The organism is Brevibacillus sp. BC25, from assembly GCF_000282075.1.
Lineage (GTDB): Bacteria > Bacillota > Bacilli > Brevibacillales > Brevibacillaceae > Brevibacillus.
The window spans coordinates 1-15,483 of the sequence record NZ_AKIX01000120.1 but is presented as its reverse complement, the minus strand read 5'-3'; the positions used below and the strand labels follow the sequence as shown (position 1 = coordinate 15,483).

Sequence of the window (15,483 nt, the reverse complement as noted above, 5' to 3'; positions counted from 1 at the left end):
GGGGAGCCGCTGATGCCGGCAGATGAAGCATTCAAATTCTCGGGAATGGCTTCGTTTGAAGCAGAGTTCCTCCGTTTTACGATTGAAGAGCTGACGCAAATTGCTGTGAATGCTGCAATCGGTGAAATCCGTCGCGCCCATGATACCATGACAGAATTCATGCGTATGGCACAGTCCGGGGAAGACGAGCGTCTGTTGCGCAAAGAAGCAGCAAGCAACGCCAAGACACAGGCTCTGTCAGCTGTTGAAGCACTGTCTACCGCTTCGTTCGAGCGCGACTTGGCAAAAGAGCGCGAGGAGCTGCTCTACTACGTTCGCCAGCGCTTGTTCTTCCGTTTCAATGAACTGTTCAATTTCGCTTTTAATCCGGCTGTCATTAAGGACGATGGACGCAACATGAAGCAAGTACTGCAAGGATGCTTGACTGATCTTCTGCGTTCGATCAGCTACGACTTGGCGCAGGAGCTGAGAGCGACTACCCTTCGTTTGGAGAAATTCACGAACAAGCAGGGGACAACGCTTGTTGCGGCGTGGCAAAAGGATGTACAAAGCTACGCAGCAGGCATGACCTTGGCACCTTATCAGCAGCGGCAGGTGGAAACACTGTCCTTTGCTAACGAACTGCCAGTAGCCGAATCTGCATTTGCATCTGCGATTTCCTTGTTCAAAAACACCAAAGACTTTTTCGAGCAGGATGGCAAAGGGAAAATGCGTGAAGAACTGGAGAAGCGCATGCAAGAACCAGTGAGCGGGTATGTAGAAATCGGAAACAAGCAGCTGGATGAGCAGTTTTCTACGCTGTTCCAAGAGCTGGTGGCAAGTGAGCGCAATCGTGTCATCGACCAGATCAACGAGTATTTCACCGGTCTGTTTGCGGCTCTTGAGATGAACATCGATCTCGACGAGCTGGCGGCAAAAGTGAGTCGTGTGGCGGCTGAGTTGGAGTAATAAATTTTCCTACAAGTAAAAAGGGCAGTCCCTACGTCTTGTTCAGACCAGGGATTGCCCTTTTTACGGTAGAAGTAGGAGGAGCGCATAGAGAGTCTGGCGCATTCATCACTCTACCCGTAGCAAAATATGCTTGAATCCATCTTCGTCTCGTTCGTGCTGAAAAATAACTGTCCACGTCAATGACCCATCAAAAATGTACATATCAGAAGTGAATCGCGTGTAGTTTTCTAGCAGATGCTTTGCGTCCATCTTCATTACTTTGTCACGAATCATCTCTTTACCAAACGTGCTGTACCCTTCCCAAAATACGAGTACCTCACTTTTCTGGAGTAAAAATGATACAGCTTCATCTTTGGACATACCCTCTCTGGCAATACCTTGATCATTATTTTTGAATCTCGCTAATTCCCAAAGGCAACCTTGGTACTGTGAAACATATCGCTTATATAAAAATCGGCGAAAGCTACAGCTTTCCGTATCAAAAAAGATGGAAACATAGCGTTCTTTTAACGACTTAGAACGTTCTTTCTCTAAAGATGAAATCGTACGTGTATTCACAACATCAGGACGATACTGAACTGGACGATAGTAAAATTCTTGTTTATCGCCATTTTTTTTCGTCACTTTGGTAGAGAATCCATAGCTCATTTCTTCGAGATAATTTGTCCTAGCAAACATATCTAGTTCGTACTGCAATTGACTCTTGTGAAGCTTTGCAAATTCTCCTGCTGGTATTGTTTTCACAAAGCACCCATTTGGAATATGTTCAATATGGCTGACTCTTTTCCCGATGATCGTGCCATCTGGATCCCACACCTCAAATATTTTTTCTGGTTCAAGTACATGCTGGATCTCAGTGAGCCGAGGATTATAAAATTGTGCGTAATCATCGTCGTGAGAATCAAAATCCAAATCCTCTTGGACCCCAATGACGATCACTTCGTCGAGTTTACATATGTCCAGCCTCATGGTTCCTCCTGTGGTATACAATGATTCGATTTTAATTTCCAGTATAAGTAAGAGATGACGTAACTGTAAATACAGTTACGTCAAAAAGGATCAACCCATGGATTTCCAGGGATAGAAATGATGACCATCCATTTGTTCCCAATTATCGTTTCTTTTTTTTTGCAAGTGAAAGTGAGGGAGATTGGCTGGGCGAGTTCCCCGGCTAGAAACATAATGTGCTTGATGGTGCATATTCTTATACCCAGTTTGCGTTACTACGTCTTCTGCTCGGCTCTTCCTAACACTAAATGTATCTTCCTCATCTTTCGCAGCCAGTTTAGCTGCTGTAAGGGATAGCGGTGTGGTAACGAGGACTCCTCCAGAACTATTCAATCGTGCTCGAAAGTGTTTAACATTATTCTTTTTAATTTCATCTGCAATTTCACTAGTCATGGTTACACTTTCTGTGATAACTCGGGCATAAGAACGCCCTTCATTCTCTCTAATATTTCTCTCTAAGGCTGCTTGGTTTTCTAAATAATTATCTAAATACTCACTAACAATAATGGCACCTGTAACCAACGCTACAAAGTCTCCCACAGGCAGAGGGCCATCGATTGCTGCCAGAGCTCCTAATGTAACCAATCGAGCTGCTAATTGCCGTTCCGTCATTTTAAGTCCAGCGTTGCCTAGAGCCTTTATTGCAGCACTTTCTGACATAGAGCTTCGCAAGCTCATACTTTCCTCTGGGAAGCTTTGATGGATTTGATAGTATTTGTAGTATTCTTGTGCAAGTGCATCTATTCTTGCAAAGTCTTCCTGCAAGTCGTTATAGTTAATATCCTCAGATTTTTTTGCTTTCTTGATGGAGGTTTGTTTAGGCTGATGTTTATCAATAATTGATGCAACATCTTCGAAATAGTATACATCATGTTGATTCATATAATCTTTTATTTCTTCTACCATCTGGATTCTATGCGGTTTTTCTTCAAAATCTTCTTCAGTGATACCAGTAATGAATGCCTCGATGTCACTTCGCTGAATTTGTTCCTTCTCTACTATTTCCTCATTGGCAAACGCATAGTTAGAGTTGGAAAAGAATAACCCAAAAATCAGTAGTAATTTAACCCAAAGTATTTTTTTCATCACATATTTCGTTTGTACTACTGGTGCCAAGTAGTTACAAACTTCACTCCTCTCAAATGAATTAACTTCTAGTACCTTAAGATTGCTTAAAGGTATATTCTGTAAATATTTACAGTTTGAAGCTTAGCATAACATTGAATATATGTAAATTATTGTTTTTTTGATAAATGATAATTCGATCGATAAAATCATGCCGCCAATCAATGAACGCCTGCATGGAACTGTGAGTGTCTTCTTGAAGGAGCATGAAACCATCAAGCATGATCTTATCTGTATACTCGATGTCTTTGGACGGTTTGCGACTCTTGAGATGAACATCGATCTCGTCGAGTTAGCGGCAAAAGTAAGTCGTGTAGCGGCTGAGTTGGCTTAATTAATTTTCCTACAAGTAAAAAGGGCAGTCCCTACGTCTTGTTCAGACCAGGGATTGCCCTTTTTCATTTCCGATTCTCCCATTCCTCCCGCAAAATTCCCATCTTAATCGCATCGTAATATTCACCGCGAACAATCCTTGCTTTGCGTACCCGCGCTTCTTCCGCCATTCCCATGTGAGCAGCGAGCTTGATCATCCGTTCGTTGCCGGACCACGTACCAATGCCTAAACGGACCGTATCCATGTGGGTAAACAAGTAGTCGATCCACATACCAAACGCTTCCCGGCCATAGCCATTTTGCCAATAGAGGGAGTCGTAAATAACGATTCCGATTTCGCACCAGTTCGTCTCTTCGGATACCCAATAGCGACCGACACTGCCTTTTAGCTCCCCGTCAATCTCAATCATCAGCTCGGTTCTTGGTGCATCTGTCCCGATGAGAGCCAGAGACTCCTGGTGGCGTGGGAGGGCACGATACTCTTCTTTTGTGTACGGATCAAGAGGTTTATAGGGACCATTCCAATTGAGATGTTCACGATCTTCTGCTTCATATTTCCAATAGTAGATCGTATCCATATCTTCTGCTCGAATATCTCGTAGAACGACCTTTTCTCCTTGTAAATGAATACGCATGACTGGTTCTCCTTTCGTGTGGGTGAATCTGGTACAATCATTGTAAAATAGAACTGCTCCTATACATAGTGACAGATTGGGAGGGTTAGATAGGGACAGATAGGAGGGCCGCTGATGGAGTACATGCCGATCATGGATGCACAGAGCAAGGAACCTCTGTATCAGCAGCTATACAAGCAATTGAGCAAACGGATTGCATCAGGAGAGATACCGTCCGGAACCAAAATGCCGTCGATCCGTCAGTTGATGAAAGCAAGTGGGGTCGGAAAAAATACGATTGAGGCAGCCTATCAGCAACTGCTTGCAGAAGGCTACATCGTGAGCAGGGAGCGAAGCGGCTTTTTTGCTGCCGAGATCGAGAGATGGTCAGAGCCAGTAGATCAGGATGAGGAGATATCCTTGTACTCGTCCATCTTGAAAAAGAAAAAAGGGGAGCATCTCACCTGTCGTTACAACTTTCACGGCTCTGTCATTGATACGAAGTCGTTTCCTTACGCGGCATGGCGCTCTTGCATGCTGGAAGCGCTGGATGTTTATCCGGAGGACTTTTCTTTTTACGGGGATGATCAAGGAGAGTGGGAGCTGAGAGAGGAGCTTAGTAAATATTTGCGCAGAGCACGTACGCTCATTTGTCGGCCTGAGCAAATCATCATCGGCACCGGATTACAGCAGGCTCTCAGCTTTTTATGTCTGCTCTTGGCAGATCGGCATCGTGTGGTTGCGATCGAGGAGCCTGGCTATGCAGATGCACGGATCGTCTTTTCCCATCACGGTTATGAGGTCGTGTCAATCCCGCTTGGGGAAGATGGGCTATCCATTGAAGCCTTGGAGAAAAGCAACGCAACGGTCGTGTACACGACGCCTGCCCATCAATTTCCGTATGGGATGGTCTTGCCAATCGGTCAGCGTCAGCAATTGCTGCAATGGGCAAAGAGAAAGAACGGAATTATCATCGAAAATGATTACGATGGCGAATTCCGCTACAATGTCCACCCTACGCCATCTTTGCAAGGGATGGATCGGGACGGATGTGTGGTTTATATCGGCAATTTTTCCAAAGCATTTTCTCCAGCACTTCGCTTGGATTACACGGTACTTCCGAGGCAATTACTCGGGCGATATTTGGAAGCATTCCAGGCGTATCCTTCTCCGGTTTCCCGCCATTTGCAACGAAGTATGCAGTTGTTCATGCAAAAGGGCTACTGGGAAAAGCATGTCCGAAAAATGCGCACCGTCTATCACCGCAAACATGATGCACTGCTTCGGGCGATACAGACCTACATGCCCCAGGAAGTCCGAGTATTAGGACAGTCAGCAGGGCTGCATATTTTGCTGGAGGTAGATACTTCCCGAACGGAGAAGGAGCTGATCGAGCTGGCGCGTGCGGCCGATGTTCGCGTTTATCCGAGCGGCCATAACTGGGCCAATGATCCGACGAATGCACGGCCGCGAATCATCGTTGGATTTGGTGGAGTGGAGGAACAAGACATTGTGGTAGGAATCAGTCGTTTGGCAGAAGCTTGGTTTTCGTTATGATCTGCGCTTTTGCCGGATCTTCTCGTTCTTATCCTTGTCATCACCTTCTTCTTCCTCTGACTCTTTCTTTTCGATTTTTTGCTCATGGAATTCAACTGGCGTTTGCCCGAACACGCGATCTAGCGGGGTGTAGTAATGCTCGGGCCATCCCGAGCATGCCAAAAATCAAAAGGGATACGCCAATAATCAAGCCGGACATCATCATCATCATCTGTTTTTTTGTCCCTCCTTTTTGTAAGGTTATGGATGATTTACGATGAGGGTCTCAAATAGTTTCAACAGAAAAAAGCAGCCTATTGCGTAGGACAGGGCAGTTGTCCAGCGCATAGGCTGCTTGGCTATTATCGGCAAGGATTATTTCATGCTTTTTTGGTACTCATCAAACTGAGTGGTTACTTCATTCGAAGGCTTGCTGGTCAAATGGCTGACAACCACGATGGCGAGCAGGCTAATGGCAAAGCCGGGAACCATCTCATAAAGGAAGTCCTTCAGCACATCAAAACGAGTCCAGATGATAACGGTAAGCGCACCAGCAACCATTCCCGCGAGAGCACCCCATTTGTTCATACGCTTCCAATAGAGGGAGAGCAGAATGACAGGCCCAAACGAAGCGCCGAATCCGGCCCACGCATATCCGACGAGATCGAGGATCGTGTCATTTTTATTCAAGGCGAGCAAAAAGGCGATGACAGATACAAGCAAGACAGACAAGCGGCCAATCGTGACCAGCTCTTTGTCAGTGGCAGAACGGTTGAAGAAGGTTTTGTAAATATCCTCGGTCAAGGAGCTGGAAGTAACGAGCAGCTGAGAGGAAATCGTACTCATGATCGCTGCCAAAATCGCCGCCAGCAAAAAGCCGGTAATCAGTGGATGGAACAGGATCGTACCCAGTTGGATGAAGATCGTCTCAGGATCGCTCAACGTCCAGCCTTGCTTGGAGTACAGGGCGATACCGACCAGACCTGTCAGCATGGCGCCAGCGACGGAGAAAATCATCCAACCCATACCGATGCTGCGTGCTTTTTTGATCTCACTCGTGGACGTGATCGCCATAAAGCGAACGATAATGTGCGGTTGTCCGAAATAACCGAGACCCCATGCAAACAAGGAAATGATACCGAGCAGGCTCGTCCCTTTAAAAATATCGAGCAAAGAGGGATCGACAGCGTGGATCTCCGTAAACGTTTCTCCAAATCCACCTGCTGTAAGAACGGTCACGAGCGGAACGAGAATGAGCGCGATGACCATAATGAGTCCTTGTACAGCGTCCGTCCAGCTTACAGCGAGGAAGCCACCAAACAATGTGTAAGCAATGGTGACCAATCCGACAATCCATAGTCCCGTTAGATAACTCAGATGGAAGGTGTTTTCAAACAACACGCCTCCAGAAACGAGACCAGATGAGACGTAAAAAGTAAAAAAGATCATAATAACAAGAGCCGAGACAAGACGAAGCATCCGAGACCCGTCCCCGAAACGATTTTCCAAAAAAGCAGGAATCGTAATCGAGTTGTTGGCAACCTCCGTATACGAACGAAGACGGGGAGCGACATACAGCCAGTTGGCATAAGCACCGAGAGTCAGACCGATGGCAATCCAGGAAGCGCTAAGACCTTGGGCAAACATGGCGCCTGGCAGGCCCATCATCAACCAGCCACTCATGTCGGATGCACCTGCACTGAGAGCGGTTACAGTTGGACCGAGCGACCGACCGCCGAGCATGTAGTCTGTCAGATTAGAGGTACGCTTGTAGGCATAATAGCCGATCAGGAGCATACCTGCCATGTACACAATAATAGATGCGAGCAGCATATTCATTGTCATCACCTCGTTGTGTTTAGTATTTATGAATTTTATATGAACATCTTACACGTTATCATGCCCAATTATAAAAATCTATAAGGAAACACAGAAAATTTTGTAGAGCCTCAATAAAAAGTTTTTTAATAACACGAAAAAGCCCGCGATGATTGATCGCAGGCTTTTCTTGAAATGTTTTCCAAATTACTGAACTTGAACCTGACCGTTTCCGTCGAGTGTTACTTTGAATTCCTTTACGACAGTAGGCTCCGCACCTTGGTTGTTCAAATCGTGCTTAAGCACTTTGAAAGTACCATCGGCAGAGAGCGTGCCTGTATATTCAACACCAAACATGTCAGATTTGTAAAAGCTAAAGTTCGCTAGCTCGGTCTTTTGCAATTCTTCTACGAGCAACTGACCATCTCCGCTGAACATTGCATTACGCAATGCTTCAGAGGATTCGTATTTTTGTTGGAGATATGTTTGCAGCTGTTTGGCGACCTCAGACTCTGCCAGTTGCTTGCCGACTTCTAGAACTTGTTGGCCCGCTTCGACAGCCTGTTTGCCTGTCTCAATCGCTTGTTGACCTGTTTCTACTGCTTGCTGAGCGGTTTGCACTCCTTCGGATATTTCGGAGCAGGCAGTGAGCAATAGCGCAAATGCAATAATTAATACTTTTTTCATGTGATTCACTCCTTTCTGGCGTGACGATTCATACTTTATTTATTTTACCGTATATCCACTGACTTCGCATCCGCATATGATGAGGTAAGCGTAAGAGCTGCATTGATTACAGGGAGGAAACACAATGATTCAAGGGAAAGTAAAATGGTTCAGCAAAGAAAAGGGCTATGGGTTTATTGAGCGCGATGGAGGACCTGATGTATTCGTACACTATTCTGCGATCACGGGGCAAGGTTACCGGAATTTGGAGGAAGGCGAGCAGGTGGTTTTTGAGATTGTGAATGGACAGCGGGGGCTGCAAGCAGCTAATGTAGCGAAGAAAATCGTGTAAAAGAGGTATCATCTTCTAAAAACACATGGCGAAGGACTTCCTTCGATTTCAAAAACGCCGTCATACCTGTACAAGGCAGACGGCGTCTTATTTATGTCATGTAGCTTTCGGGATTGTGATCAAAGGTTGTTGTAGAGAAAGACTGACAAAGCAATGACCAGAGCGATCGTGATGATGCCGTAAATGATCAACAGGTTGCGGGAACGTTGTTTAAAACCCCGCACTTTAGATTCGGATGGGTTAATTCCGATTTTTATCGTAACGACGAGACCTATAAGAACAAGTACAATAATAGCAATAATGAAAGGCAAAATACTCATAACAGCCAGTCCTTTCTGTATGGCACAGTCATCCTGCTGGATATACTCAAGGATGCATACGGTAGCTTACTTCGATCATATACCGACCGCACAAAAATGTTGCCATCCACTTGGGGATTATTTTGCCCATCCACTTGCCATGAATGCATCCGCTAAGCGCGAAACTGCCTCAGGGATCTGATCTAGGGTAGCTCTGCCAAAGGTGAAGCGGACATATCCTTGCTCTGCCCCGAAAAGATGTCCCGGAACGAAGACAACTCCCCGTTTGACTGATTCTGTAAGAAGAGTTTCGCCGCTCCATTCCCCTTTGAATTTGCACCACAGGTGAATGCCTCCTTCTGAACCGACCATTTCTACTTGATCACCGAACTTGTCTTGAAGCGAGGAGACTAGCTGATCGTGCCGTAAGGGCAGCTCTGTTCGCAAAAGATCGATGTGACTCGCAAACTGAGGCGATCCGAGAAAGCGATTCGCTAGCCATTGCGGAAAAATGCTGTGTCCAAAATCAAACTGCTGTTTCGCATCTGCCAGTCTTTCCATGACAGTAGGGGGCCCGACGATCCAGCCGATCCGTAGACCTGAGGCGACGATTTTGGTCAAAGAGCTGATGTAGAGTACTGTTCCGTGTTGATCCAGCGATTTTAAGGTTGGGACGGGCTCCCTCGAAAAACTCGTCAAGCTGTATGGATCATCCTCGATGATCGGAATCCCGTTTTCATAGGAGAACGCGAGCAATTCCTGGCGCCGCTCCAATGAAAGCAGTGTCCCTGTCGGGTTTTGATAATTCGGATTGAGAAAAACCATTTTGATGCGGTGCTGTCGGTGCAGTTGGGCCAAGTGCTTTGGGTCGATTCCGTCCCGGTCGACAGGCAGCGAGAACGTACGCAAGCCAGCGGAATGAAAAAGCGGCAAGGAATAACAGTAAGACGGCTCCTCAATGGCAACCGCATCCCCTGGCTTTAACAGACATTGAACGACGAGATGAAGAGCCTGCTGCGCGCCTGATGTGATCAGGATCGAGGTAGCAGGTGCTGCGATGCTTCGCCATGTTTTCATATGGAGACTCAATGTCTCTCGCAAAGCCCAATTGCCCTGCGGATGCTCATAGCCGAGATGAGCCGGGAAATCATCGGAGGTCATGAGTTGCTGGAGTGTTTGATTGGGGACGAGATCGGTAGAGAGCTCGCCACTCGCTAAATCGATCAACTCATTTTCCTGTGTTTCACGACGGATTTTGCGAATCAACGGTAAATTCGGACGAAATGACCCTGACTCCGTCAAATGACGCCAGTTCGGAACGCGGGTCCGTGCCAGTCCCCAAATATCTTGGCTGACGATGGTGCCACTTCCTTGTATGCGCTCGATCATGCCTGCGGCTTGCAGCTCATCGTACGCCGCGACGACGGTCGAACGGTTGACGTTCAGTTCTTTGGCCAGCGTGCGCTCCGAGGGCAAATAGCTGCCAGGGCCGAATTCACCGCTGCTGATTCTTTGCTCGATTTGCTCTGCTATTTGTTTATATAAGGGCTTTGTAGCCACAGAAGATATGCCATCCATCACGAATCCCGCTTTCTACATTTATCCATTTATTATATCATGACATTCCGATCTTTCATTTTTGTCTCGGTCAGGTAAAATAGATGAGATGGAAGGAGAGATGGACGATGAAACAATACCTGGATTTGTGCCAGCGCATTTTAGATGAGGGTGTCACAAAAGAGGATCGGACAGGCACCGGAACGACCAGTGTTTTTGGGCATCAGATGCGTTTTGACCTGAGTGAAGGCTTTCCCATGGTCACGACGAAAAAGCTGCATATGAAATCGATCATCCACGAATTGCTCTGGTTTTTATCGGGCGATACCAATGTCCGCTACTTGCAGGAAAACGGCGTGCGGATCTGGAACGAATGGGCCGACGAAAACGGAGATTTGGGACCGGTATACGGAAGCCAATGGCGCTCCTTTACTGGACGCGACGGCAAAACAGTGGACCAGATTCAATGGATCATGGATGAGATCAAACGCAATCCGGACTCTCGCCGCTTGATCGTTAGTGCGTGGAATCCGGCTGAATTGGACAAGATGGCATTGCCGCCTTGTCACCTGCTGTTCCAGTTTTACGTAGCGAATGGCAAGCTGTCCTGCCAGCTGTATCAACGTAGTGGCGACACATTTTTGGGTATACCTTTTAATATCGCTTCCTACGCTTTGCTGACGCATATGGTGGCGCATGTCACCGGGCTTGAAGTGGGCGATTTTGTTCATACGATCGGAGATGCTCATCTGTACCTTAACCATATCGAGCAGGTCAAGCTACAGCTCACTCGCGAGCCGAAACCACTGCCGAAGCTCGTGCTCAACCCAGAGGTGAGTTCGATTTTTGACTTCAAATACGAGGATATTGAAATCGTCGGCTACGAATCCCACCCGCACATCAAAGGCGAGGTGGCCGTATGATCAGCCTGATTGTTGCCTATGCCCGCAACCAAGTCATCGGAAAAGATGGCGACATGCCGTGGCACCTTCCTTCCGACTTGAAAAATGTGAAGGAATTAACGACAGGCAAAACGATCGTGATGGGACGCAAAACGTTCGAATCGATCGGCAAGCCGCTGCCTAACCGCAGAAATGTCGTCCTGACACGCAGCCAGGACTTTCACCCTGAAGGTGTAGATGTTGTCCATACGAAGGAAGAAGTGCTCGCCATGGGCGATGTCATCATCTTTGGCGGCTCGGAAATTTATCGCCAGTTCCTCGATGTTGTTGATCGTCTGTACATTACGGAAATCGATTTGGAAACAGAGGGCGATACGTTCTTCCCAGCATGGGATCGCGATGCTTACACCATGGTGGAAAAGCGTGAGGGTATCGTGGATGAGAAGAACGTTCATCCGCATGCGTTTTACGTGTATGAGCGAAAAAATAGCTGATAATCGGAAATGCCTCGTTGCTGAGGCATTTTTTTGTTCTTTTTTCACCTCTTTTGCTAGGTCGTTCGTCATGTGAATACTCGACATATGTATGGAACCACATGCATATAAACCATAGAAAATAGCAGGGACGAACCCAAGGAGGTGATAGGGATGAAGGTAGACTTTCACGTCCATCTGGAGGAAGGGCCGTATTCGCTGGACTGGTTGCTCAAGCAAGCGGAATCATTGCGCCCCCTCGTAGAGCATGCCGAAGTGAAGGGGAGCCGAAAATGGGCAAGTATGCTGACCAATGGGTTGGCAGAACGCCTTCAACAAGGCCCGTATTCACGAGATTGGCTGGAATTGTATCGATTACGTGCCAAACAGGCGGGGATTCAGCAAGTTTGCGTGGTCGAGCACTTATACCGTTTTCTGGAGTATCGGTCGTACTACGAGCAGCATGTGCACATCGGCTCTGATCGCTTGGGGACCGCGCAGCGCAAATGGCTGAGTCAGGTCGCAAATGACTCATTGGACAGTTTTGTTGTTTTCCTGCAAAAAGAGCGGCTTCGTTGGGCGGAGGATGGAATTGAGCTGCGATTGGGGATTGAACTGGATTATTTTTCAGGTGGAGAAGAGACACTGCGGCAGGTCATCAATCAATATCCTTGGGATGTGTGCATAGGGGCCGTGCATTTTCTGGAAGGCTGGGGCTATCCGATCCACGATGTACGAGAACGCTTTGGAAGACAGGAGCTAATCGGATTGTACAGCCTTTATTTTGATAAGCTGGAGCAGGCGATCGAATCGCAATTATTCGATGTGATTGCCCATATCGATGGCATCAAAGCGTTTGGTGTACGACCGGATGAAACTGCCCTATTGCCGTATTATCAGCGTGTGGCCAGAGCTCTTGGACGCAGGGGGATTGCGACGGAAATCAATACAGGCTACGGTCTGGCGAGTCAGCTCCGGGAATTTTCGCCCAGCTATCGTTTTTTGGAAATTTTGTTCCAGAATGAGGTGCCCATCACCTTGGCGTCTAGCGCTACTGCACCTGATCAAGTCGGTCAGCAGTTGGACGAGGCTCGAGCCCAGTTGAAACGGTTAGGCTATACGAGCTTTGCGGTCTTTGAGAAGCGAAAATGCAGCATGCTTGTTCTGGATTAGTCAAGCTCCCCATTTGACCCATGATTCTGCTATGATGGGAGAAGAATGGTACATCCAGGGGAGGAGTAAGAACTATGGCCTTGCAGGAACAATTAAAAGAGCTACTCAAAGAGATGGAGCCGCAAATCATTAGCTGGAGGCGTCATCTGCACCAGCATCCCGAGCTTTCCTTTCAAGAGGAGAAGACCCCAGCCCTCATTGCCGGAATATTGAGAGGACTTCACTTTGATGAGGTTCGCACAGGTGTTGGCGGTAGAGGAGTCATCGGCGTTTTGCGCGGAGGGCGCCCGGGTAAGGTAGTCGCGTTGCGTGCGGATTTTGACGCACTGCCGATTCAAGATCAAAAAGAAGTGCCGTATAAATCTACCGTCCCTGGCGTCATGCATGCGTGTGGTCATGATGCACACACTTCCCAGCTATTAGGACTTGCTGCTGTTTTAGCAGCACATCGCGAGCAGTTTCCCGGTGAAATTCGCTTTGTCTTTCAGCATGCGGAAGAGGAAAATCCGGGCGGAGCTACCCAAATGGTTGAGGATGGTGCTGTAGATGGCGTCGATGCGATCTTTGGCGTTCATCTCTGGTCGATGTTCCCTGTGGGGAAGGTGTACATTAGCGCAGGTCCGCTCATGGCGAATACGGACGACTTTTCCATCGAGATCAAAGGAAAAGGGGGACATGGTGCTGTTCCAGAAGAAACCGTCGACTCCATTGTAATCGGTTCACAAATCGTCGGTCATTTGCAAACGATTGCCAGCCGCAATGTCAGCCCGTTAGAAAGTGTGGTCGTAACCGTGGGGACGTTCCACGGCGGAGATAGTACGAACATCATCGCAGATAGCTGTCGTTTGACAGGGACTGTCCGCACCTTTTTGCCAGACGTCCGCGATCGTGCGGAGCAGCGCCTGACCGAAATTGCGGAGGGGACAGCTGCCATGATGGGAGGCAGCGCTACGGTTGTCTACGATCGAGGGTACCCAGCCGTCATTAACCATGAAAAAGAAGCAACGATCGCACAGGAAGCAGCCATTGCTGCATTCGGAGTTGGTCGTGTGGAATCGATGAAGCCGTTGATGGGTGGCGAGGACTTTTCGTACTACTTGAAAAAGGTGCCCGGCGCTTACTTGTTCGTAGGAGCAGGCAATCCAGAAAAGCTGGCGACATATCCCCATCATCATCCACGTTTTGATATCGACGAGGATGCCATGCTGATCGCAGGCGAGCTCTTGGGACGAACAGCGCTGCACTATTTGGAAACACATTAACGATAAGAAAATTCATGAAAGATGCGCTTTTGCCTACATAGGACAAAGGCGCTTTTTTTGCTTTCAACCATAAGCTATACGAGGCTAGTTAGAAAATCGAACAAGGGAGGGAGTGGCCTTTCGGTGAGAAAACGGATAGGCGTACTGACCTACCGAGGAGAATCAGGCTTTGTCGAGCCCGGCTATTTGCGAAGGCTGGTAGAGGCAGGAAGAGAAATGGGGGCAGAGGTTTTTTTGTTTAGCCCACAAGATGTCCAGTTTGCAGAAAAGCGGATCAACGGTTTTGTACCAAATGGCAATAAGTGGAGACGAGAGCGCTTTGCCTGGCCCGATATCGTCATCGACCGTTATCGCTACTATCCATTGCCTAAGCATCGTGCCTATTTGCCATTTCGCAAGCAAGACTGGTTTCGTTATGCGAATAACCGCTTTTCGAACAAATATGTCGTTCATCAGATTTTGATACAAGATCCTGAGCTACAGCGCTGGCTTCCCGAAACACTCCCCTACGACAGACAAACGCTTGCTGCGATGCTTGCCAATCATCGTCTGGTTTATCTCAAGCCGACAAACGGCACAGGTGGCAGAAGCATACTGCGTGTGGAGAAACGAGCAGGTCGCTACCTTTTACATGGCAGGACCAAGAAGCAAGCCAAAAGCTGCGAAAAAATGGCGACGCTCACAGAGGTGTGCGAGCGGCTGGAGCATTGGATGAAGAATGAGAAGAGCGGAAACGAGCAGTTTTTTCTTCAACAGGGGCTACGGTTGTCACTGGTTCCCAAGCGAACAGTAGATGCTCGCCTGCTTGTGCAAAAGGACGGGAAGGGTCAGTGGTGTTTGACCGGGATGGGCATTCGCGTTGGGCCGATACAATCGTCCACCTCGAATTTGCATGGAGGGGGAACTGCTTTGCCTGCTGTTTCCTTTTTGGTCCAACGTTTTGGTCAGGAAATGGCAGAGCGGATTGCGCTGGAATGCAAGGAACTCGCAATCAAGACTGTCACACGCATTGAAGAACATTTCGGTCTGATGATGGAGTTTGGCTTTGACCTGGGGATTGATGTTAACGGGAAGGTTTGGATTATTGAAATTAATCCGAAGCCAGGCAGAGAAATTTTCAAGCAGATGCGTCAGCACAAGCGATATGCGACGGCGGTTCGACGGCCGTTGGAGTATGCGTTGTATCTTGTTAATAAAAACAATGCAGCTAATTAACGGGGATCTTCCATAGAGGAAGGTCTCTTTTTTTTGGTATTTTCGTTTCTTTTAGGAGGGGGACACGGCATAATAATAAAAAAATGCACAAGAGGTGAAACGCACATGCAAAAGCAATCATTTTCCATCGGACTCGACGAGGAGTTGACACTGCGCGGAGACATTCATACGGAGGAAGCGGCAGGTTCAGCACAGCCAC

15 protein-coding genes and 1 pseudogene are annotated in these 15,483 nt (G+C 47.7%); 9 read left to right on the top strand and 7 right to left on the bottom strand.

Annotation, left to right across the window (positions count from 1 at the left end; all coding sequences use genetic code 11):
• Positions 1–948: pseudogene (locus tag PMI05_RS26805) on the top strand (dynamin family protein); the annotation flags it as partial.
• A 108-nt stretch (positions 949–1,056) separates the two neighbouring features.
• Here the strand turns inward: PMI05_RS26805 and PMI05_RS26800 are convergent.
• Complete coding sequence (locus PMI05_RS26800) at positions 1,057–1,863, bottom strand: hypothetical protein (protein WP_238543362.1); 807 nt, start codon at positions 1,861–1,863, stop codon at positions 1,057–1,059.
• Positions 1,864–2,010: 147 nt separating this feature from the next.
• Positions 2,011–3,075, bottom strand: a complete 1,065-nt coding sequence (locus PMI05_RS26795; RefSeq protein WP_007728728.1) for a hypothetical protein — start codon at positions 3,073–3,075, stop codon at positions 2,011–2,013.
• 160 nt (positions 3,076–3,235) lie between these two features.
• Between PMI05_RS26795 and PMI05_RS30820 the strand changes: the two genes are divergently transcribed.
• Positions 3,236–3,418, top strand: coding sequence for a hypothetical protein (locus PMI05_RS30820; protein WP_157230971.1), 183 nt, complete (start codon positions 3,236–3,238; stop codon positions 3,416–3,418).
• Positions 3,419–3,482: 64 nt separating this feature from the next.
• On the opposite strand, the gene PMI05_RS26790 is transcribed toward PMI05_RS30820, so the two are convergent.
• A complete protein-coding gene (locus PMI05_RS26790) occupies positions 3,483–4,052 on the bottom strand; it encodes a GNAT family N-acetyltransferase (RefSeq protein WP_007728725.1) in 570 nt (189 codons plus the stop codon).
• Positions 4,053–4,166: 114 nt separating this feature from the next.
• Between PMI05_RS26790 and PMI05_RS26785 the strand changes: the two genes are divergently transcribed.
• Positions 4,167–5,588 carry a PLP-dependent aminotransferase family protein gene (locus PMI05_RS26785; protein ID WP_007728723.1) on the top strand — a complete coding sequence of 474 codons (1,422 nt, stop codon included), beginning with the start codon at positions 4,167–4,169 and terminating at the stop codon, positions 5,586–5,588.
• A 354-nt stretch (positions 5,589–5,942) separates the two neighbouring features.
• On the opposite strand, the gene putP is transcribed toward PMI05_RS26785, so the two are convergent.
• Positions 5,943–7,406 carry a sodium/proline symporter PutP gene (gene putP / locus PMI05_RS26775; protein WP_007728719.1) on the bottom strand — a complete coding sequence of 488 codons (1,464 nt, stop codon included), beginning with the start codon at positions 7,404–7,406 and terminating at the stop codon, positions 5,943–5,945.
• 186 nt (positions 7,407–7,592) lie between these two features.
• Positions 7,593–8,072, bottom strand: coding sequence for a hypothetical protein (locus PMI05_RS26770; protein ID WP_007728717.1), 480 nt, complete (start codon positions 8,070–8,072; stop codon positions 7,593–7,595).
• Positions 8,073–8,196: 124 nt separating this feature from the next.
• Here PMI05_RS26770 and PMI05_RS26765 point away from each other — a divergent pair, with 124 nt between their 5' ends.
• Positions 8,197–8,403 carry a cold-shock protein gene (locus PMI05_RS26765; RefSeq protein WP_007728716.1) on the top strand — a complete coding sequence of 69 codons (207 nt, stop codon included), beginning with the start codon at positions 8,197–8,199 and terminating at the stop codon, positions 8,401–8,403.
• 119 nt (positions 8,404–8,522) lie between these two features.
• On the opposite strand, the gene PMI05_RS26760 is transcribed toward PMI05_RS26765, so the two are convergent.
• Together PMI05_RS26760 and PMI05_RS26755 are read right to left on the bottom strand one after the other, a co-directional pair.
• Positions 8,523–8,723 (bottom strand): hypothetical protein, encoded by a 201-nt coding sequence (locus PMI05_RS26760; RefSeq protein ID WP_007728714.1) that lies wholly within the window; start codon positions 8,721–8,723, stop codon positions 8,523–8,525.
• Between the two features lie 117 nt (positions 8,724–8,840).
• Positions 8,841–10,280 (bottom strand): PLP-dependent aminotransferase family protein, encoded by a 1,440-nt coding sequence (locus PMI05_RS26755; RefSeq protein WP_007728712.1) that lies wholly within the window; start codon positions 10,278–10,280, stop codon positions 8,841–8,843.
• Between the two features lie 107 nt (positions 10,281–10,387).
• On the opposite strand from PMI05_RS26755, the gene PMI05_RS26750 reads away from it, so the two are divergent.
• The 5 genes from PMI05_RS26750 (at position 10,388) to PMI05_RS26730 (ending at position 15,284) form a co-directional block, all read left to right on the top strand.
• Positions 10,388–11,182: a thymidylate synthase gene (locus tag PMI05_RS26750; protein ID WP_007728710.1), complete on the top strand. Its 795-nt coding sequence runs from the start codon at positions 10,388–10,390 to the stop codon at positions 11,180–11,182.
• The gene (locus PMI05_RS26745) at positions 11,179–11,655 is read left to right on the top strand and encodes a dihydrofolate reductase (protein WP_007728707.1); all 477 of its coding nucleotides are present in this window, start codon (positions 11,179–11,181) and stop codon (positions 11,653–11,655) included. Before PMI05_RS26750 ends, PMI05_RS26745 begins: the two co-directional genes overlap by 4 nt.
• A 153-nt stretch (positions 11,656–11,808) precedes the next feature.
• Positions 11,809–12,807 carry a histidinol phosphate phosphatase domain-containing protein gene (locus tag PMI05_RS26740; protein ID WP_007728706.1) on the top strand — a complete coding sequence of 333 codons (999 nt, stop codon included), beginning with the start codon at positions 11,809–11,811 and terminating at the stop codon, positions 12,805–12,807.
• 74 nt (positions 12,808–12,881) lie between these two features.
• Positions 12,882–14,069 carry a M20 family metallopeptidase gene (locus tag PMI05_RS26735; protein ID WP_007728704.1) on the top strand — a complete coding sequence of 396 codons (1,188 nt, stop codon included), beginning with the start codon at positions 12,882–12,884 and terminating at the stop codon, positions 14,067–14,069.
• Positions 14,070–14,192: 123 nt separating this feature from the next.
• Complete coding sequence (locus PMI05_RS26730) at positions 14,193–15,284, top strand: YheC/YheD family protein (RefSeq protein WP_007728702.1); 1,092 nt, start codon at positions 14,193–14,195, stop codon at positions 15,282–15,284.
• The last annotated feature ends 199 nt before the right edge of the window (positions 15,285–15,483 follow it).